The following is a 19,964-nucleotide window of genomic DNA, read 5'->3' as shown; positions in this document are numbered from 1 at the left end:
ACCCGACCGACTCGCATGCCGCGCTGCTGGAAGTACTCGGTGTCGAACTGCCCGCCGAACTGCTCACGATCGCGTTGACGCATCGCAGCTACTCCTATGAGAACGGTGGCCTGCCGACCAACGAGCGGCTGGAGTTTCTCGGGGATGCGGTGCTGGGGTTGACGATCACCGAGGAGCTCTATCACCGCCACCCCGAACGCTCGGAGGGTGATCTGGCCAAGCTCCGGGCCAGCATCGTCAACACTCAGGCGCTGGCCGATGTCGGCCGTGGCCTCACCGACGGCGGTCTCGGCAGCCACCTGCTGCTGGGCAAGGGGGAGGAGAACTCCGGCGGCGCCGATAAGTCCAGCATCCTCGCCGACGGCGTCGAATCACTGCTCGGCGCAATCTATCTGCAGCACGGCCTGACCACGTCGCGGGAGGTGATCCTGCGGTTGTTCGGCGAGCTGCTCGACACCGCCCCGACACTCGGCGCCGGTCTGGACTGGAAGAGCAGCCTGCAGGAGCTGACCGCCGCACGCGGGCTCGGTGCGCCGTCCTATGTGGTCACGTCCACCGGGCCCGACCACGACAAGGAATTCTCGGCGTCGGTGGTGGTGGCCGATGTCGAATACGGCAAGGGCGTGGGACGTAACAAGAAAGAGGCCGAGCTCAAGGCGGCGGCCGCGGCCTGGACCGCACTCGACAATGCGTGAGCACCGATGCCCGAACTGCCCGAGGTAGAGGTTGTCCGCCGCGGATTACAGGAACATGTTGCGGGCAAAACGATTTCAGCGGTACGCGTGCATCATCCGCGTGCCGTGCGCCGTCACGAGGCCGGTCCAGCCGATCTGACCGCGCGACTGCTGGGAGCCCGCATCACCGGAACCGGACGCCGGGGCAAGTACCTCTGGCTGACGCTGGGGGAGGATGGCAGCGAGGACGCGACCGATGCCCTGGTGGTGCATCTGGGGATGAGCGGTCAGATGCTGTTGGGGCCGCTGCGTGACGACCGGCATCTGCGGATCGCCGCGCTCCTAGACGACGGCACCGCCCTGAGCTTCGTCGATCAACGGACGTTCGGGGGCTGGCAGCTGGCCGATCTGGTGACGGTCGACGGCGCCGCGTTGCCTGCGCCTGTCGCTCACATCGCGCGCGATCCGCTCGACCCGCAGTTCGATCGAGACAGCGTGGTTACCGTGTTGCGGCGCAAGCACTCTGAGATCAAACGTCAGCTGCTCGATCAGACCGTGGTGTCCGGTATCGGCAACATCTACGCCGACGAGGCGCTGTGGCGGACCAAGGTCAACGGCGCCAGAACCGCAGCGCTGCTGCCGCGCCGCAGGCTGGCCGAGGTGCTCGATGCCGCCGCCGCGGTGATGACCGATGCGCTCAGCCAGGGCGGGACGTCATTCGATTCGCTCTACGTCAACGTCAACGGCGAATCCGGTTACTTCGAACGGTCTTTGGACGCCTACGGCCGCGAAGGGGAGCCGTGCCGTCGGTGCGGTGCGGTGATGCGCCGCGAGAAGTTCATGAACCGGTCATCGTTCTACTGCCCGAAATGTCAGCCCCGTCCCCGGGGCTGACCCGGAACCGATCACGGCATGCTGGGCATGCCCGGCATGTCGGACATGCAGATCTTCCACGATCCGCTTTCCTTGCGCAGGTACAACTTGCCCGGGCCCGCGCTGCTGGAGATGTCGACGACCGCCTTGTTCCCGTCCACCGTGATCTTGGTGATCTCTGCCGTCCCGCTCGAACCGGTGGTCTTCGGGATGTCGATCGCATCCAGACCGCCGATCTTGTCGAACAGGTCCTGATCGGCCTGGCAGAAGTAGGGCAGGGCTTCGTTGAGGTCGCTGGTGCTCGTCATCACCTCGTCGAGGAAGTCCCGGACCTCCTGCTCGGCGTCGCTCATGCCGGCCGATTGTGACGATCCCGCGTTGTTGCGGCCGTCGTTCGAATCGCCGCTCAGCGCGAAGATGGCGACGCCGCCGACCAGGAGCACCACGGCCAGCACGGCGCCGGCGATCGCCAGCCACTTGCCGTTGCCGCCCTTGGGCGGCTGGGGAGCGGGGTAGCCGTAGGGCTGCTGCGGCGCGCCGTAGGGCTGCTGGGCTCCGTAGGGCGATCCATAGGGCTGCTGGGGTGCACCGTACGGAGCTCCGTACGGAGACTGGGGCTGCTGAGGTGCCCCGTAGGGCGCGCCATAGGGCTGCTCAGGTTGCTGAGGTGCCCCGTAGGGCGCGCCATAGGGCTGCTCAGGTTGCTGGGGTGCCCCGTAGGGCGAGCCGTAGGGCTGTTGGGGCGCGCCATAGGGCGAGCCGTAGGGCTGCTCAGGGTTGGCGCCGGTGTTCGGGTATCCCTGAGACCCGCCCGGCTGATACGGCTGCTGCCAGGGCTCGGGAGAGCCCGATGGCGGGGTGGGCGGATTGCTCGGCGGGTACGTCACGGTGCTCCTCGGCGATGTCGGTCTGCCGAGTCTATCGTCGCGGCATGGTTCACCGCCGTGGTGAACGGCGCCCGAAAGCGGGGCGCGCGGCCATTACCGCTGGAATAACCGTGTGTCGCGACGTGTAGAAATACCGCATGACCGAACTATGGGTTGACCGCACCGGCGTGCGCCGGTATGTCGGGCGCAGTTCACGCGGTGCCGAGGTACTCGTCGGCAGTGAGGACGTCGAGGGTGTGTTCACCCCGGGTGAGCTGATGAAGATCGCCCTCGCGGCGTGCAGCGGGATGTCCAGCGATCAGCCGCTGCGTCGGCGCCTGGGCGACGACTATCCGGCGACCATCAGGGTGTCCGGGCCGGCGGACCGGGAGCAGGAGCGCTACCCGCTGCTCGAGGAGAAGCTCGAAATCGACCTGTCGGGTCTTTCGGAGTCCGAGGTGGCCAGGCTGTTGACCGTGGTCGAGCGCGCCATCGACCAGGTCTGCACCGTGGGCCGCACCCTCAAGTCCGGCACCGAGGTGAAGTTCGAGGTCGCCACTCGATGACCGGGCCGGAACTCCCCGCGGCCGGGCCCGATGCCGAGGTGCGGTTGAGCGCCTGGGTACACGGTCATGTGCAGGGTGTGGGGTTCCGGTGGTGGACCCGGGCGCGTGCGCTGGAGCTCGGTCTGACCGGGTTTGCTTCGAATCGGCCCGACGGCCGGGTGCATGTCGTGGCGCAGGGGCCGCGGGCGAAATGTCAGCGATTGCTTGAGCTGCTGCAGAGCGGAGAAACGCCAGGGTCGGTGGATAACGTCGTCGCAGATTGGGCGGATGCCGACGCCCCGATGGCGGGGTTTCACGAACGGTAGCCGAGTCGGCGGTAGGGTTTGACTCCGTGCACCTCAAGAGTCTGACGCTGAAGGGCTTCAAGTCCTTCGCCTCGCCGACGACTCTGCGCTTCGAACCCGGCATCACCTGCGTCGTCGGGCCCAACGGCTCGGGTAAGTCGAACGTGGTCGACGCCCTCACCTGGGTGATGGGAGAGCAGGGCGCCAAGACCCTGCGCGGCGGCAAGATGGAGGACGTCATCTTCGCCGGCACGTCCTCGCGGGCGCCGCTGGGCCGCGCCGAGGTGACCCTGACCATCGACAACTCCGACAACGCGCTGCCGATCGAGTACTCCGAGGTGTCGATCACCCGCCGCGTGTTCCGTGACGGCGCAGGCGAATACGAGATCAACGGCAGCAGCTGCCGGCTGATGGACGTGCAAGAGCTGCTGAGCGACTCCGGCATCGGCCGCGAGATGCACGTCATCGTCGGCCAGGGCAAGCTCTCCGAGATCCTGGAGTCGCGTCCCGAGGATCGCCGCGCCTTCATCGAGGAGGCCGCCGGGGTTCTCAAGCACCGCAAACGCAAGGAAAAGGCGGTCCGCAAGCTCGAGTCGATGGCGGCGAACCTGGCCCGCCTGACCGATCTGACCACCGAGTTGCGCCGCCAGCTCAAGCCGTTGGGCCGCCAGGCCGAGATGGCGCGGCGCGCGGCGACGATCCAGGCCGATCTGCGTGACGCCCGCCTGCGCCTGGCCGCAGATGATCTGGTGAGACGGCAGGTGGAGTTCCACAACACCAACCAGGCCGAGACCACACTGCGCCGCGAGCATGACGAGGCGACCGCCCGGCTCGAGACGTCGACCGTCGAACTGCAGGCACATGAAGCCGCGGTCGCCGAGCTGACCCGGCGCGCCGAAGCGGCACAACAGACCTGGTTCCGGGCCTCGGCCCTGGCCGAACGGGTCAGCGCCACCGTGCGCATCGCGACCGACCGGGCCCAGTTGTTCGAGGCGGAGGCCGAGGTCTCCAGCGGCCAGGACCCCGAGGCGCTCGAAGCCGAGGCCGACGAGGTGGCCGAGCTCGAGATGGAGCTGCTGGGCGAGCTCGAAGAGTCGCGCATCGTCTTGGAGACCGCCCGCGCGGAGCTGGCCGAACGTGAACACGTCGCCGCCGAGGCAGAGCGGGCGCATCTGGCCGCCGCCCGGGCCGAGGCCGACCGGCGCGAAGGCCTGGCCCGATTGGCCGGGCAGGTCGACACCATGCGCACCCGCGTCGAGTCGATCGATGACGGGGTCATGCGGATGTCGGTCAACATCGAGGAAGCCGCCGCCAAAGCCCAACTGACACAAGCCGAATTCGAGACCGTGCAGAGCCGGGTCAGTGAACTCGATGCCGGAGAAGTGGGTCTGGACGAGCAGCACGACCGCTCGGTGGCGGCGCTGCGGATCGCCGATGAACGGGTGGCCGAACTGCAGTCGGCCGAGCGTGCCGCCGAACGGCAGGTCGCCTCGCTACGGGCCCGCATCGAGGCACTCTCGGTCAGCCTGGACCGACGCGACGGTGCCGCCTGGCTGCAGAAGAACCACAGTGGCACAGGACTTTTCGGCAGCATCGGGGAATACCTGAAGGTGCAGCCCGGGCATGAGGTGGCGGTGGCCACGGTTCTGGGTGCGGCTGCCGACGCATTGGCCGCAGAGGATTTCGGTGTCGCCGCAGCCGCAGTCGCGGCGCTCAAGGAATCCGACGGTGGCCGGGCGGCCCTGTTGCTGGGTGACTGGAAGACCAACGGGTCGTCCCCGTCGGGTGTACTTCCCGACGGCGCGATCTGGGCCAACGAGGTTGTCACCGTTCCGGATCGGTTGCGCCCGGCGATCACCGCGATGCTCGCCGGGGTGGCGGTGGTGACCGATCTGCCCGCCGGGGTGCAACTGGTGTCGGCGCGACCGGACCTGCGGGCGGTGACCGCGGAAGGCGACCTGGTGGGGGCCGGTTGGATCAGCGGTGGCTCGGACCGCAAGCCCTCCACGCTGGAGATCAGTGCCGAGATCGACAAGGCCCGACACGAACTGGACGTCGTGGAGCGGCAGACCGGGGAGCTGGCCGCCGCACTGTCGGGTGCGTTGACCGAGCAGGCGGCCCGACAGGAGTCGGCCGAGGAAGCCATGGCCGCCCTCAACGAATCCGACGCCGCGATCTCGGCCATCTACGAGCAACTCGGCCGCCTGGGACAGGACGCCCGCGGCGCCGGCGACGAGTGGCAGCGGCTGATCCGCCAGCGCGACGAGCTCGAGGCCGGCCGTACCAAGACGGTCGAGGAACTCACCGAACTCGAGTCGCGACTGCACAACGCCGAACAGCTTCCGATGTTCGAGGCCGAACCCGTGGACCGTCAGGCCTCGATGGCCGCCGCGGAGGCGGCCCGTTCGGTCGAGGTGGAGGCGCGACTGTCGGTCCGCACCGCCGAGGAGCGCGCGAATGCGGTTCGCGGACGCGCTGATTCACTGCGCCGCGCGGCCGCTGCCGAGCGTGAGGCCCGGGTGCGTGCGCAACGGGCCCGGGAGGCCCGCGAACATGCGGCGCGGGTGGCCGCGGCGGTGTCGGAGTCCGGACGCATTGTGGCCCAGCGGTTGAGCGCCGTGGTCTCGGTGGCCTCGCGCATGCGCGACGAGCTGGCGACCGAGCGTCAAATTCGGGCCACCGCGCTGTCCGAGGTACGCGAGACGGTCACCGAACTCAACGCGAGGATCACCGCGCTGACCGACGCCCTGCATCGTGACGAGATGGCCAAAGCGCAAGCGTCACTCCGTATCGAGCAGCTCGAGGCTCAGGTGCTCGAGCAGTTCGGGATGCCCGCGGCGGACCTGATCGCCGAGTACGGCCCGCAGATCGCGTTGCCACCCAGTGATCTGGAGATGGCCGAGTACGAGCAGGCGCGTGAGCGGGGCGAGCAGGTCATGGCACCCGCGCCGATGCCGTTCGACCGGCCGACCCAGGAGCGCCGGGCCAAGAAGGCCGAACGGGAACTTTCCGAGCTGGGCCGGGTGAATCCGCTTGCCCTGGAAGAATTTGCGGCGCTGGAGGAGCGTTACAACTTCCTGTCCACGCAGCTTGAGGACGTCAAGGCGGCGCGCACCGACCTGCTGGATGTGATCGCCGATGTCGATACACGCATCCTGCAGGTGTTCACCGAGGCCTATGTCGATGTGGAGCGCGAGTTCGAGCAGGTGTTCGCCACGCTGTTCCCCGGCGGCGAGGGCCGGCTGCTGCTGACCAATCCCAGTGACATGCTGACCACCGGCATCGAGGTCGAGGCCAGACCGCCGGGCAAGAAGATCAAGCGACTGTCGCTGCTGTCCGGTGGTGAGAAGTCGCTGACCGCAGTGGCGATGCTGGTGGCGATCTTCCGGGCCCGCCCGTCCCCGTTCTATGTGATGGACGAGGTCGAGGCCGCGCTCGACGATGTGAACCTGCGCCGGCTGATCAGCCTGTTCGAGCAGCTACGGGAGAAATCCCAGCTGATCGTGATCACCCACCAGAAGCCGACCATGGAGGTCGCCGACGCGCTCTACGGTGTGACCATGCGCGGTGACGGCATCACCACCGTGATCTCGCAGCGGATGCGGGGGCAGGAACTGGCGGCCAACCCGAGCTGATCGGGTGCCGAGCGGGCGGGTGGGCCCGGATTCCCCCGCGGATCCGGACCTCGCCCCGCCCGCGCCACCGGTGCGCCCTATGCCGCGGCGCGGTGGCTACGGCGCGGCGTATCTTTCCTGCCGCTGTCTTTCGACTCCGTGGTTCCGGATTCGGGCTGGGCCGAACCGCTTTCGTCGGAGCGATGGACTCTGCGCGTCGGACGCCGGTCGTCGTCTGATCCATCGGACTTGACACTTTCGGACGCCTTGGGCGCGAGTGCCTGCCGCACCGACTGCCGGATCCGCTCGGCCGCCGATCTCGGCTTGGGCGGCGTCTTGGTCTTGGCTTCGGTCTTGATGTCGGCCTCGGCCTTGACGGTGTCGACGGCCGTGTCGAGGTCGGTGCCGGCCTCAGGATCCTTCGGCTCGGGTTCTGCCTTCGGGGTGTCGGTGTCGGTGTCGGTGTCGGGTGTGGGCTGTGTGCCCCGCACGTGCAGCCGGGTATGTCCGGGCTGCGGGCGCTGCGGCACCGATGTCTGGGGAGCCGGCTTCTCGGGCACCGACTTGTCCAGTGCGGCAACGTCTTCTGTGTGGCTGTCAGCCGTGTCGTCGGTGTGGATGCCCAGGTCCGCGAGTGCATTGCGCACACCCTCCCTGGCCGCGGCCCTCAGGTCGGATGCCAGCTTGTCGAGATCGATGTGGGGTATCAGCCCGGCCCGGGTCGGGACACCCATGTTGGCCGGCGTGCGGTCATAGGCGAGCTCGATCAGCACCCGCAGTGTGGGCTCGGCCAGGTCGATCACCGGCGCGGGGATTCCCAAGTCGCGCAACGGCTGCAGCAGCGGAAGGTGCTCGGTGTGCACCAGGTAGTAGGTGGTGTTGCCGGAGGTGTAGGACTCGTACGTGCTCGGATCGTCGAGGTTCACCACCGATGACCCGTAATTGGGATGAAGGTAGAAGTAGCCCATCAGGGCGTTGAGGTCGGCCAGCAGGTTGAGTGGGTATTTGGGGAAGTCGGCGATCAGGTCGTACTGGCGGGCGACGTCGATCGTGGTGTATTCGTCGTCCGGGGTGGCGCCGTCGAAGCTCACCCCGAGGATCGGGATTTAGAGACCCTCGAACCGGGCCAGGATTCCACCGTTGGGCCGGTTCGGGTTGGCCACGAACACGAATGACAACTCGTCAGGGGAGGGCACTGTGGCGCCCTGGGCGCGGAGCTCGGCCAGGTTCCGCTTCTCCCGGGTGGCGATGTTGGCACTCTGCGAGTAGCCGACGACGACTTTTTCTCCCGATGTGTTCAGTACGGCGTTGTTGAGGCTGAGCACACCGCGGGCGACCGAGGTGTCGAAGCTGATGTCGGTCAGGCTGGTGGCGGGCCAGAACGCCTCGGGTGTCTGCACCCATTGCAGGTCGTCCTCGTCGAGGTGCCGGTCGGACAGATAGGTGTTGTTCACCTGGTCCATGTAGGTGCCCGCACCCCATTGGTGCGGATCTCCCAATGCCTTCATTCCGGTTCCGCCCATGATGAGCGCCGTGGCCGCCAGTTGAACCAACGTCGTCATGCTCGCCGTCACGACGAGCCCGACGGTGCCGACCAGGGCGACCAGCGTCAGTGCCAGCCCCCTAAGCGCACGAATGTGCATCCTTGTCCTCCCTTTCGCAAAAATCCCATGGGAAGGACCACACGCCGACCAAATGCTGAAGTCATTCCCGACCCAACTGGATCGTGAACCACATTCACGTCTGCTGTCAGCGAATTGAAAGAAGTGCGCCTGAAAACCATGTTTTCACAGTTAGAGAGGCATTTTCGAATGATTTACGCCATGACGACAGCTAAGCCGTAGGAGATATCTACGGCTGGCGCGTACGTGTTTTTCGAATTGGTGCTGAGCGAGAAGATACCGCGTCGGTACGGTCGTGTACCACGGTTTTGGGCAATCTGATGCACCGATGTTCCGGCCGGGTCGGATATGGCCGGTCTGCGCCGGCGGACAGGCGGGAAATGGGGCAGGTCGTACCCGCACCGCCGCCCTGAGACAATGACGGCGTGACAGAAGGTGCGTTGTTGGGTCTGTGGATCGCTATCGCGGTCGTCGCCGTTCTCGTCGTCGTCGCGCTCACCGTGGGGCTGGTGCGGTACCGCCGCCGGCGGATCAGCCTGTCCGAGCGTGACGCCACGAAACCGATCGACCGCTCCGGCGGCTACACGGCCTCCTCGGGCATCACGTTCAGCCAGTCGGGTACCGCGACGGTCGAGCGCATCGACACCAGCGGGCTACCCGCGGTGGGCGATGACGCCACCATCCCGCGTGACGCACCCAAACGCACCATCTCCGATGTGCAGCTGCCGGAGCCGCCGGTCGAGCCGGTCGCACCGCAGAAACCTGTCGAAGCGGCCGAGCCCGAACCGGCCGAGCCGGAAGTGGTCGAGCCGGAAGTGGCCGAGCCGGTCCCGGCCGCCGAGCCGACCGAGACCCCCGATCCGGTCGCCGCCGCGGTCGAGGACATCGCCCCGGCCGAAGGGCGGATGGACCGGTTGCGGGGCCGGCTCGCCAAATCGCAGAACGCGCTGGGTCGCAGCATGCTCGGGTTGCTCGGCGGCGGCGATCTCGACGAGGACTCCTGGGAGGCGGTCGAGGACACCCTGTTGATCGCCGACCTCGGCCCGGTGGTCACCGAATCCGTCGTCAACGCATTGCGTGAGCGGATGGCCAGCAAGAGCGTGCGCAGCGAAGCCGACGCGCGTGCGGTGCTGCGCGAGGTGCTGATGTCGGAGCTGCGGCCCGAGTTGGACCGTTCGATCAAGGCGCTGCCGCATGCCGACAAGCCGTCGGTGCTGTTGGTCGTCGGCGTGAACGGCACCGGCAAGACCACCACGGTGGGCAAGTTGGCGCGGGTGCTGGTGGCCGACGGCCGCCGCGTCGTGCTCGGCGCCGCAGATACGTTCCGTGCCGCGGCCGCCGACCAGTTGCAGACCTGGGCCGCGCGGGTGGGCGCAGAGGTGGTGCGGGGTGCAGAGGGGGCCGACCCCGCATCGGTGGCGTTCGACGCCGTGGACGAGGGCGTCAAGGCCGGAGCTGATGTCGTGGTGGTCGACACTGCCGGCCGCCTGCACACCAAGACCGGCCTGATGGACGAACTCGGCAAGGTCAAGCGGGTGGTGGAAAAGCGTGCCGCCGTCGACGAGGTGCTGCTGGTGCTCGATGCCACCATCGGCCAGAACAGCCTGCCGCAGGCCAAGGTGTTCGCCGAGGTCGTCGACATCACCGGGGTGGTGCTGACCAAGCTCGACGGCACCGCCAAGGGTGGGATCGTGTTCCGGGTCCAGCAGGAACTCGGTGTTCCGGTCAAACTCGTCGGGCTCGGTGAGGGCCCCGACGACCTCGCACCGTTCGAGCCCGCGGCCTTTGTCGACGCCCTTCTGGGCTGAAAAACCGGCCGAAAAACCCGGGGAAACGCACGGTGTAACACCGGCGAAACGCAGCCTGGCTATCCGTTCACACGAGCGAAACGCAACGGCGCCTTGGCTGAAACATCCACTCAGCATTGTCTTGGACCAGGTCAATGGTCGTAAATCCTTGCGGCCGTGGCGTGGTGAAGGAGGAAACTGCGAGTGGAGCAATTCCCGATATTGGGTGCGCCGGACACCGGTGACACAGCATGGATGCTGGCCAGCGCCGCACTTGTGCTGTTGATGACGCCGGGCCTGGCCTTCTTCTACGGCGGCATGGTCCGTGCCAAGGGCGTACTCAACATGATCATGATGAGCGTCAGCGCGATGGGCGTCGTGACCGTGCTGTGGGCGCTGTACGGCTACTCGGTCGCATTCGGTGATAACACCGCGGGCGTGATCGGCAATCCGGCACAGTTCTTCGGTCTCAAGGGTTTGATCGGGGGGAACGGTTCGGCCGATGCGCCCATCGCGTTGGTCGGCACGATCCCGGCCTCCGTGTTCGTGGGCTTCCAGCTGATGTTCGCGATCATCACGGTCGCGCTGATCTCCGGCGCTGTCGCCGACCGGATGAAGTTCGGCGGCTGGTTGCTGTTCGCCGCGCTGTGGGCGACCGTTGTCTACTTCCCGGTCGCGCACTGGGTCTTCGACTTCGATGTCAAGGGCTCCGACGGTGAGACCGTGATTCACCACGGAGGATGGATCGCCAACCAGCTCAAGGCAATTGACTTCGCCGGCGGTACCGCCGTGCACATCAACGCAGGTACGGCCGGCCTGGTCCTGGCCATCATCCTCGGCAAGCGGCTCGGTTGGCCCGGTACACCGATGCGCCCGCACAACCTCCCGTTCGTGATGCTCGGCGCCGGCCTGCTGTGGTTCGGCTGGTACGGATTCAACGCCGGTTCTGCGGTGTCGGCCAACGGAGTTGCCGGTTCGACCTTCGTCACGACCACAGTCGCGACCGCAGCAGCCATGCTGGCCTGGCTGCTGACCGAGCGCATCCGCGACGGGCACGCGACCTCCCTGGGTGCGGCATCGGGCATCGTCGCCGGACTGGTGGCGATCACGCCGTCCTGCTCGTCGGTGAATGTGGTGGGCGCACTCGTGATTGGTGTTGCCGCAGGCGTCCTGTGTGCGCTGGCGGTGGGCCTGAAGTTCAAGTTCGGTTTCGACGATTCACTCGACGTCGTGGGTGTCCACCTGGTGGGCGGCATTGTCGGTACGTTGCTGGTAGGCCTGGTGGCGACCAAGGAGGCGCCTGCGGCTGTTGCCGGTCTGTTCTACGGCGGCGGGTTCGATCAGTTGTGGCGACAGGCGGTCGGGGCGGGCGCTGTTCTGCTCTATTCGGCGGTGGGTACCGCTATCTTGGCGTTGATTGTGAAATACACCGTGGGCCTGCGCCTGGACAAAGAAGAGGAGGCTTCCGGTATCGACGAGTCCGAGCACGCCGAGGGCGGCTACGACTTCGTCGCTGTCGGAACCGGTTCTGTTCTTGGTCGTCACGGCGGGGAGGAATAAGGAAATATGAAGCTGATCACTGCGATCGTCAAACCGTTCACGCTGGAGGATGTCAAGACCGGCCTTGAGCAGACGGGCATTCTGGGAATGACCGTCAGTGAGGTCCAGGGCTACGGCCGTCAGAAGGGCCACACCGAGGTCTACCGCGGTGCTGAGTACTCGGTCGATTTCGTGCCGAAGGTCCGGGTGGAGGTCGTTGTCGACGACTCCGCGGTCGACAAGGTCGTGGACGTCATCGTGCAAGCCGCACGGACCGGCAAGATCGGTGACGGCAAGGTGTGGGTCAGCCCGGTCGACACCGTGGTTCGGGTGCGTACCGGTGAACGAGGAGCTGACGCGCTGTAGTCGGAGCGTCCGTCGAGACGCCTTCTCCCCGGCCAGCAATCGCGTGAGCACAACCCGGTGATCGGCCGGGGAGGAGTCGAGATGACAGTGAACAACCCAGAATCCGCCGGAGCCTCTCCTCAGGGGGCTCCGGCGGATTCGTCCCGGCCCGCCAGCGATCTGACGGCGGCGACCCGGCAGTTGCTCAGCGGGGGATCGCGCCAGCTGGATGCGGCAGCACTCCGCAACGCGTTACTCGATCTGCACGAATTCTGGCTCACCACAAAGGCTGCCGAGATCGGGATCACCGCCACCAGTGGATTCTCGATCGTGGCCACCGGAGGTTTGGGCCGCGGTGAGATGTTGCCGTACTCCGACCTCGATCTCACGCTGCTACATGACAACATGCCGGTCGAACTTGTCTCCGAGGTGGCCGAGAAACTCTGGTACCCCCTGTGGGACGCGAACATTCGTATCGACCACAGTGTGCGGACGGTCCCTGAGGCGCTCAAAGTCGCAGGTGAGGACATCGCGGTGGGTCTGGCGATGCTCGACGCGCGTCATATCGCCGGTGATGCCGATCTGTCGGCGCTGCTGGTCGGCGGGTCCCGCAGGCAGTGGCGGATCGGAATCGCCTCGCGGTTCGACGAACTCGTCGAGCATGCGCAGTCGCGGTGGGAGCGCAGCGGCCAGATCGCGCACCGAGCCGAACCGGACCTGAAATCGGGTCGGGGTGGCCTGCGCGACGTTCAACTGCTCAACGCGCTCGCGATAGCGCAACTGGCGGACGTGTATCCGAGCCGGGCTCTGGCCTCGCCGACCGGAACTCTGGGCGATGCGCACCTGGCGCTGCTCAATGTTCGTACCGAGCTGCACCGGGCCTCCGGCCGAGGCCGGGAGTTGTTGTTGGCCCAGCATGCCGACGAGATCGGCGCTGCCTTGCGGATCGGGGACCGTTTCGATCTGGCCCGCACGCTCTCGGATGCCGCCCGGACCGTCAGTTACTACGTGGATTCCGGGATTCGCACCGCCGCCAATGCCTTGCCGCGGCGTGGCTTCGCCGCTTTGCGCCGGCCAGTGCGACGTCCCCTCGACGAAGGGGTGATCGAGTACGCGGGCGAGGTGATCCTGGCCCGCGACGCCCGCCCGGAGCGCGATCCCGGCCTGATCCTTCGGGTCGCGGCCGCATCGGCGGTCACCGGGCTGCCGATGGCGGTGTCCACGTTGAGCCGGTTGGCCGAAACCGCACCTGAACTGCGTACGCCCTGGCCTCGTCAGGCGCTGAAGGACCTGCTGGTGCTGCTCGCATCCGGTCCCGCGGCGGTCGCCACCATCGAGGCTCTGGACCGTACCGGACTGTGGGGCCGGTTGTTCCCGGAGTGGGGCGCGGTGCGGGACCTGCCCCCGCGTGATGTCGTACACACCTGGACAGTTGACCGGCATCTGGTCGAAACAGTCTCGCGGGCAAGTGCTTTCACCACCCGGGTATCACGTCCGGACCTGTTGTTGCTGGGCGCGCTGTGCCACGACATCGGCAAGGGTCGCGGCGGCGACCACAGCGTGATCGGGGCGGAACTGGCCACCCAGATCGGCACCCGGCTGGGGCTGTGGCCGTCCGACATCGACGTGCTGTCGAAGATCGTCCGGTACCACCTGCTGCTACCCGACACGGCGACCCGACGAGATCTGCAGGACCCCAAGACCATTGACGGCGTTGCCGATGCACTCGGCGGCGATATGGTGCTCTTGGAGCTGCTGCACGTGCTGGCCGAGGCGGATTCACTGGCCACCGGACCGGGGGTGTGGGGCGACTGGAAGGCCTCGCTGATCGGTGACCTGGTCCGGCGGTGCCGCCTGGTGATGGCCGGTGAACCGCTGCCGCAGCCCGATCCCATCGAGCCACGGTTCATGGCGCTGGCCTCCGAAGCCGGTGTGCATGTCGAACTCACCGAGGGCGACAGCCCGCACATCTACAACGTGACGATGATCGCGGCGGACCGTCGCGGCCTGTTGTCCAAGGCGGCCGGCGTGCTGGCGTTGAACTCGCTGCGGGTCCACTCGGCCTCGGTGAACAGTCACGAGGGCTCGGCGATCAACACCTTCGCGGTGTCCCCGCATTTCGGTGCCCCGCCGCCCGCCGAACTGCTGCGTCAGCAGTTCATCCTGGCCCTCGACGGCGAACTGGACGTGATCGGTGCCCTCGAGCGACGTGACCTGGAGGCCGCCCAGCATCCGACGACCCGGGCCGGCGAAATCCTGGCCTCGGTGCCGGCCAATCACGTACCCGCCCCGCCGCGCATCCTGTGGTCGTCGGGCACCGCTCCCGGAGACCTGATCGTCCAGATCCGCACGATCGACAGGTCCGGTTTGTTGGCCCGGCTGACCGCGGTGTTCGAGCGGGACGGCGTGGATGTCTCCTGGGCGAAGGTGACCACGCTGGGCTCCTCGGTGGTCGACGTGTTCTGCATCACCGCACCGGCACTGGCGGCCGACGAGGTGGGCCGGGCCGCGTTCCGGGAGGAACTGGAACGCGACATGTTCGCGATCCTGCCGGCGCCGCCGCCGGCCAAGCCGGCCAAACCGGCCGAGCACGCCAGCTGACCTCCGAGCGGGCACGCTGGTGGGCTCACCACCCCGCCCGGGCCCGGCCGCTAGGCTTACCACGTGTTTGAGAGCTTGTCTGACCGGTTGACCGGAGCCCTGCAGGGCCTACGCGGCAAGGGGCGGTTGACCGACGCCGATATCGACGCCACGGCGCGCGAGATCCGGTTGGCCCTTCTGGAGGCCGACGTCTCGCTGCCGGTGGTGCGTGCCTTCGTCGCGCGCATCAAGGATCGCGCCAAGGGCGCCGAGGTATCGGCCGCGCTGAATCCCGCGCAGCAGGTGGTCAAGATCGTCAACGAGGAGCTGATCGGCATCCTCGGCGGCGAGACCCGTCAGCTGGCCTTCGCGAAGAACCCGCCGACGGTGATCATGCTCGCCGGTCTGCAAGGCGCCGGTAAGACCACGCTGGCCGGCAAGCTGGCGAAATGGCTCAAGGGACTGGGTCACACCCCGTTGCTGGTGGCGTGTGACCTGCAGCGGCCCGGCGCGGTCAACCAGCTGCAGATCGTGGCCGAGCGCGCCGGTGTGGCTTCCTTCGCCCCGCACCCGGGCACATCGCCCGACGGCCTGGAGATCGGCGGCCACGGTGACCCGGTGGCGGTCGCGACGGCCGGTATGGCCGAGGCCCGGGCCAAGCACTTCGACGTCGTCATCGTCGACACCGCCGGCCGGCTCGGCATCGACGAGGAGCTGATGGGTCAGGCCGCGGCCATCCGCGACGCGGTGAAGCCCGACGAAACCCTGTTCGTGCTCGACGCGATGATCGGTCAGGACGCCGTGGCCACCGCCGAGGCATTCCGCGAGGGCGTCGGTTTCACCGGTGTCGTGCTGACCAAGCTCGACGGTGACGCGCGTGGTGGTGCCGCGCTGTCGGTGCGTGAGATCACCGGTGTGCCGATCCTGTTCGCGTCCGCGGGGGAGAAGCTCGAAGACTTCGACGTCTTCCACCCTGACCGGATGGCCAGCCGCATCCTGGGCATGGGCGACGTGCTCACCCTCATCGAGCAGGCCGAGCAGGTTTTCGACCAGCAGAAGGCCGAGGAGGCCGCCGCCAAGATCGGCTCCGGAGAGCTGACGCTGGAGGACTTCCTCGAGCAGATGCTGGCGATCCGCAAGATGGGCCCCATCGGCAACCTGCTGGGCATGCTCCCCGGGGCAGGCCAGATGAAGGACGCACTCGCCGCGGTCGACGACAAGCAGCTCGACCGGGTGCAGGCCATCATCCGGGGCATGACCCCGGCCGAGCGGGCCGATCCGAAGATCATCAACGCCTCGCGCCGGCTGCGTATCGCCAACGGCTCCGGCGTCGAGGTGTCCGAGGTCAACCAACTCGTGGACCGGTTCTTCGACGCCCGCAAGATGATGTCGTCGATGGCCGGCCAGATGGGCATGCCGTTCGGGCGCAAGAATTCCCCGCGCAAGGCCGCCAAGGGCAAGAACAAGCAGGCCGGTAAGAAGAAGGGCCGGGGTCCGACCCCACCGAAGAACCCGTTCGGCGCTGGCATGCCCGCCGGCTTCCCGGACCTGTCCAACATGCCCAAGGGCCTGGACGAATTGCCGCCCGGTCTGGCCGATTTCGACCTGTCGAAGCTGAAGTTCCCGGGTCAGAAGTAGCTTCGGTGAGCGCGCTCCACGTCCGGGGATGCGGTCTCCCTGACGGCGAGCCCGTCGAGTGGTGGATCGCTCGGGGCGTGCTGAGCGCCGAGCCGATTGCCAACGCCGACACCGTCTTCGACGGCGGGTGGATCATCCCCGGCCTGGTCGACGCGCATTGCCATGTGGGCCTCGGGCCCCATGGGGCCGTCGACCTGGACGAGGCGGTCACCCAGGCCGAAACCGAACGGGACGCGGGCGCCCTGTTGTTGCGGGACGCCGGTTCACCGGTGGACACGCGGAGTTTCGACGAACGCGAGGACCTGCCGCGCATCATCCGGGCCGGCCGGCACCTCGCTCGCCCCAAGCGGTATTCGCCCGGGCTGCCGATCGACATCGAAGACGAGTCGCAGCTGCCCGCCGCGGTGGCCGAGCAGGCGCGCTGGGGCGACGGCTGGGTGAAGCTGGTCGGCGACTGGATCGAGCGCGGCGTCGGGGACCTGGCGCCGCTGTGGTCCGACGAGATCCTCAAGGCGGCGATCGACGCGGCCCATGCCGAGGGAGCGCGGGTGACGGCGCACGTGTTCGGCGAGGATGCCCTGCCCGGGCTGATCAACGCCGGGATCGACTGCATCGAGCACGGCACCGGGATCACCGACGACATCATCGAATTGATGCTCGAACACGGCACGGCGCTGGTCCCCACCCTGATCAACATCGACAATTTCCCCGGTATCGCCGATGCGGCGGGCAAGTATCCGGCCTACGCCAAGCACATGCGGGACCTCTATGCGTCCTGTCGCCCCCGGGTCGGCGCGGCCTACGAGGCCGGGGTGCCGATCTTCGCGGGCACCGATGCCGGCGGCATGATCGCCCATGGCCGCATCGCCGACGAGATCGAGGCGCTCAAGGGCATCGGGATGAGCCCGACCGCCGCGCTGGGGGCGGCCAGCTGGGATGCTCGGGCCTGGCTGGGCAGGCCCGCGCTGGAGCACGGGGCCTCCGCGGACCTGGTCTGCTACACCGACGATCCGCGTCACGGTGGGGTCAGCCACCCGGATCTGGTGATCCTGCGCGGCCGGGTGTACTGAACCGCCGCGGGTGAGCCCTAATACACGTCGCGCAGGTAGCGGTGGGTCTTGATCAGGTCGTTGACGTAGGCGTGCGCGGCATCGGCGTCCATGCCACCGCTCTCGGCCACGATCTCGTGCAGGGCGGCATCGACATCCTTGGCCATGCGGTCGGCATCGCCGCACACATAGAGGTGGGCGCCGTCCTGCAGCCAGGCGAACAGCTCCGCTGAGTTCTCCCGCATGCGTTGCTGCACATAAACTTTCGCGTCCTGGTCGCGGGAGAACGCCACATCGAGCCGGGTCAGGGTGCCGGACTCGGTGAATCCCGTCAGCTCCTCGCCGTAGAGGAAGTCGGTGGCCCGGCGCCGGTCCCCGAAGAACAGCCAGGACCGGCCCGGGGCGGCGGCGGCCTGCCGCTCCTGAAGAAACGCCCGGAACGGCGCGATACCGGTGCCCGGCCCGATCATGATGATCGGTACATCGCCGGCAGGCAGCCGGAAATGGTGGTTGGGGCGCAGGTGGACCCGCACCTGCCGGGTGCGCTCGGCCAGGTAGGTCGAGGTCACGCCGCCGTGCCGCCGGTCGGCGCCGGGGTAGCGCACGGTGGCCACGGTCAGGTGTATGTGATCGGGGTGCGTCAGGGGGCTTGAGGCGATCGAGTAATCGCGGAACTGCAACGGGCGCAACGTATCGACGACCTCGTCGACCGTGAGGTCGGCCCGCTTGACGAGATCGAGGACGTCCTCGCCATAGGCGGCGGCCCCGGCCAACTCCTGCAGCGCACGCGACGGTGTGCGGATCTCGAGCCGCTCGGCGAGCAGAACACCCAGCGTCTCATCGGTTTCGGCTACGCGGTGCTCGGGCCCCACCTTGAGTTCGGTCAGGATCGCCGCGACCAGCTCGGGGTCGTTCACCGGGTGTACGGCCAGCGAATCGCCGGCCTGGTAGGCGATCCCGGAACCGGTGAGGTCGAGTTCGTAGTGGCGGACCTCTTTGTCGGATTCAGCAGCGGTGAGCAGTCGATTGACCGTCAGCGGCGCGGCGAACGGATGGTTGCGTTCCTGGCTGCGGTGCGGGGGATCGGCCGGGGGGTTCTCGACGACGGTGACTGCACCGCCGGCGGGGCCGGACCGGGCCGCGGTGATCTGCTTGACCAGGTCGGTGGTCCAGGCCGCGGCGGGCTCTTCGTAGTACCCGTCGACGTCGACTCGGTCGGTCAGCCGGGTCGCCCCGAGCTCTTCCAAGCGCGCATCGAGGAGTTTGCCTGCGTTGCAGAACAATTCGTAGGACGTGTCTCCCAGGGCCAGCACCGCGAAACTCATGTGCTCGAGTCGCTCGGTCGAGGCACTGATCGCCTCCCAGAACAACGTGGCGGTGTCAGGGAACTCGCCGTCACCGAAGGTTGACACCACCACGATGAAATGCGTTGTGGTGGTCAGACTGTCGAGTTCGACCTGGTTGAGTTCGACGGCCTCGGCGGGGATCCCGGCGGCCGTGGTGGCTTCGGCGAACGACATGGCGGCGTCTTCCGAGTTACCCATGTCGGTGCCATAGGCGACCACCAACGAGAACTCACGGTCGGACACATCGGCTCCCCTCATCGCGCGCGGGCGCACCACGCGAATTTAGGGTTACCTTAGTTTGTTGCGAGTCCCGGTGGGGCCCTACCTTTTACCCCTCGGCGATCGCCGTCAGTGTGAGAAGCCGTAGTCGAACAAGTCGATCGCCTGACCGTACAGATCGCCGGTGCCGTACATCTGGACCACGATCAGGCGTCGGTTACCGCGTTGGGCGGCACCCACATACGTCTTGCGGGCCAGGTCGGTGTATCCGGTCTTGCCTGCGATGTCGCCGGGGTAACGCCGGAGCAGCTCGTTCTGGTTGGTCAGGGTCTTGCCCGGGAACTGGGCCGACGGCTGGCCCATGATCTGTGCGATCAGCGGGTACCTCAGCGCCGCCCGCAGGATCACCGCGAGGTCGTGCGGGGTGGTGACGGTTTCCCAGCCGGGGCCGTCGAGGCCCGACGGCGAGGAGGCCCGGGTGTTGCGGGCGCCGACGGCGGCCGCCTTGCGGGTCATCGCCGCCACGGTGGCGGGCTGACCACCGAGCATGTCGGCGAGCATGTTCGCCGCATCGTTGCCCGACACCATCAGCAGCGCTTCGAGCAGCTGGCGGGTCGTGTACGGCTGACCTGGCTTCAGGCCCACGCACGAGCATTCGACCTTGGTGTGCGACTCGTTGGCCCGGGCGAAATTGTCGGGCCGCAGGTGGTCGAGCACGACCATCGCCAACAGCGGCTTGATGGTGCTGGCCGGGGCATACGAGCCGTTGGGATCTTTGGCCGCCAGTACCTGGCCGGTGTCCATGTCGGCGACCAGCCAGGCCTTGGCCGGCCCGTCGGGGATCTGGGCGCCCGCCGGCTGAACACCGGGCTGCGCAGCGACCGGCGGAGCCACGATGGCCGCGGCTGCCATCGCCGTGCCGAGGCCGAGCGAGAGCGTCACGAACAGTCTTCGCACGCCGG

General features: G+C 67.5%; 14 protein-coding genes and 1 pseudogene. 11 read left to right on the top strand and 4 right to left on the bottom strand.

Annotated elements, in window-relative coordinates; genetic code table 11:
* The first annotated feature begins 23 nt into the window (after nt 1-23).
* Both rnc and mutM read left to right on the top strand, forming a co-directional pair.
* Nucleotides 24-695 carry a ribonuclease III gene (gene rnc, locus ACNQR1_RS25665; RefSeq protein ID WP_418050499.1) on the top strand — a complete coding sequence of 224 codons (672 nt, stop codon included), beginning with the start codon at nt 24-26 and terminating at the stop codon, nt 693-695.
* A 6-nt stretch (nt 696-701) separates the two neighbouring features.
* Nucleotides 702-1,568, top strand: coding sequence for a bifunctional DNA-formamidopyrimidine glycosylase/DNA-(apurinic or apyrimidinic site) lyase (gene mutM, locus ACNQR1_RS25660; protein ID WP_418048460.1), 867 nt, complete (start codon nt 702-704; stop codon nt 1,566-1,568).
* 11 nt (nt 1,569-1,579) lie between these two features.
* Here the strand turns inward: mutM and ACNQR1_RS25655 are convergent, their stop codons facing one another.
* Nucleotides 1,580-2,434: a hypothetical protein gene (locus ACNQR1_RS25655; protein ID WP_418048459.1), complete on the bottom strand. Its 855-nt coding sequence runs from the start codon at nt 2,432-2,434 to the stop codon at nt 1,580-1,582.
* A gap of 137 nt (nt 2,435-2,571) precedes the next feature.
* Here ACNQR1_RS25655 and ACNQR1_RS25650 point away from each other — a divergent pair, with 137 nt between their 5' ends.
* The 3 genes from ACNQR1_RS25650 to smc are packed head-to-tail and all read left to right on the top strand — an operon-like array spanning nt 2,572 to nt 6,898.
* Nucleotides 2,572-2,979: an OsmC family protein gene (locus ACNQR1_RS25650; RefSeq protein WP_044517502.1), complete on the top strand. Its 408-nt coding sequence runs from the start codon at nt 2,572-2,574 to the stop codon at nt 2,977-2,979.
* Nucleotides 2,976-3,284: an acylphosphatase gene (locus ACNQR1_RS25645; protein WP_090425053.1), complete on the top strand. Its 309-nt coding sequence runs from the start codon at nt 2,976-2,978 to the stop codon at nt 3,282-3,284. The genes ACNQR1_RS25650 and ACNQR1_RS25645 overlap by 4 nt, the downstream gene beginning before the upstream one ends.
* 26 nt (nt 3,285-3,310) lie before the next feature.
* Nucleotides 3,311-6,898, top strand: a complete 3,588-nt coding sequence (gene smc / locus ACNQR1_RS25640) for a chromosome segregation protein SMC (protein ID WP_418048458.1) — start codon at nt 3,311-3,313, stop codon at nt 6,896-6,898.
* A gap of 77 nt (nt 6,899-6,975) precedes the next feature.
* Here smc and ACNQR1_RS25635 read toward each other — a convergent pair.
* Nucleotides 6,976-8,340: pseudogene (locus tag ACNQR1_RS25635) on the bottom strand (PE-PPE domain-containing protein).
* Between the two features lie 599 nt (nt 8,341-8,939).
* Here ACNQR1_RS25635 and ftsY point away from each other — a divergent pair.
* From ftsY to ACNQR1_RS25605, 6 genes are all read left to right on the top strand, one after another.
* The gene (gene ftsY, locus ACNQR1_RS25630; protein ID WP_418050498.1) at nt 8,940-10,307 is read left to right on the top strand and encodes a signal recognition particle-docking protein FtsY; all 1,368 of its coding nucleotides are present in this window, start codon (nt 8,940-8,942) and stop codon (nt 10,305-10,307) included.
* 183 nt (nt 10,308-10,490) lie between these two features.
* Nucleotides 10,491-11,846: an ammonium transporter gene (locus tag ACNQR1_RS25625; protein WP_418048457.1), complete on the top strand. Its 1,356-nt coding sequence runs from the start codon at nt 10,491-10,493 to the stop codon at nt 11,844-11,846.
* Between the two features lie 6 nt (nt 11,847-11,852).
* Nucleotides 11,853-12,191, top strand: coding sequence for a P-II family nitrogen regulator (locus ACNQR1_RS25620; protein ID WP_003881099.1), 339 nt, complete (start codon nt 11,853-11,855; stop codon nt 12,189-12,191).
* A gap of 81 nt (nt 12,192-12,272) precedes the next feature.
* Nucleotides 12,273-14,771: a [protein-PII] uridylyltransferase gene (locus ACNQR1_RS25615; RefSeq protein WP_418048456.1), complete on the top strand. Its 2,499-nt coding sequence runs from the start codon at nt 12,273-12,275 to the stop codon at nt 14,769-14,771.
* Between the two features lie 63 nt (nt 14,772-14,834).
* Nucleotides 14,835-16,388, top strand: a complete 1,554-nt coding sequence (gene ffh, locus ACNQR1_RS25610) for a signal recognition particle protein (protein WP_064931284.1) — start codon at nt 14,835-14,837, stop codon at nt 16,386-16,388.
* Between the two features lie 5 nt (nt 16,389-16,393).
* Nucleotides 16,394-17,458: an amidohydrolase family protein gene (locus ACNQR1_RS25605; RefSeq protein ID WP_418048455.1), complete on the top strand. Its 1,065-nt coding sequence runs from the start codon at nt 16,394-16,396 to the stop codon at nt 17,456-17,458.
* A gap of 17 nt (nt 17,459-17,475) precedes the next feature.
* Here the strand turns inward: ACNQR1_RS25605 and ACNQR1_RS25600 are convergent, their stop codons facing one another.
* Together ACNQR1_RS25600 and ACNQR1_RS25595 are read right to left on the bottom strand one after the other, a co-directional pair.
* Complete coding sequence (locus ACNQR1_RS25600) at nt 17,476-19,041, bottom strand: diflavin oxidoreductase (protein WP_418050497.1); 1,566 nt, start codon at nt 19,039-19,041, stop codon at nt 17,476-17,478.
* A 90-nt stretch (nt 19,042-19,131) separates the two neighbouring features.
* The gene (locus tag ACNQR1_RS25595) at nt 19,132-19,959 is read right to left on the bottom strand and encodes a D-alanyl-D-alanine carboxypeptidase (protein WP_418048454.1); all 828 of its coding nucleotides are present in this window, start codon (nt 19,957-19,959) and stop codon (nt 19,132-19,134) included.
* Between the last annotated feature and the right edge of the window lie 5 nt (nt 19,960-19,964).

Source organism: Mycobacterium sp. 48b, from assembly GCF_048282725.1.
Lineage (GTDB): Bacteria > Actinomycetota > Actinomycetes > Mycobacteriales > Mycobacteriaceae > Mycobacterium.
This window is presented reverse-complemented; position numbering and strand designations above follow the sequence as displayed.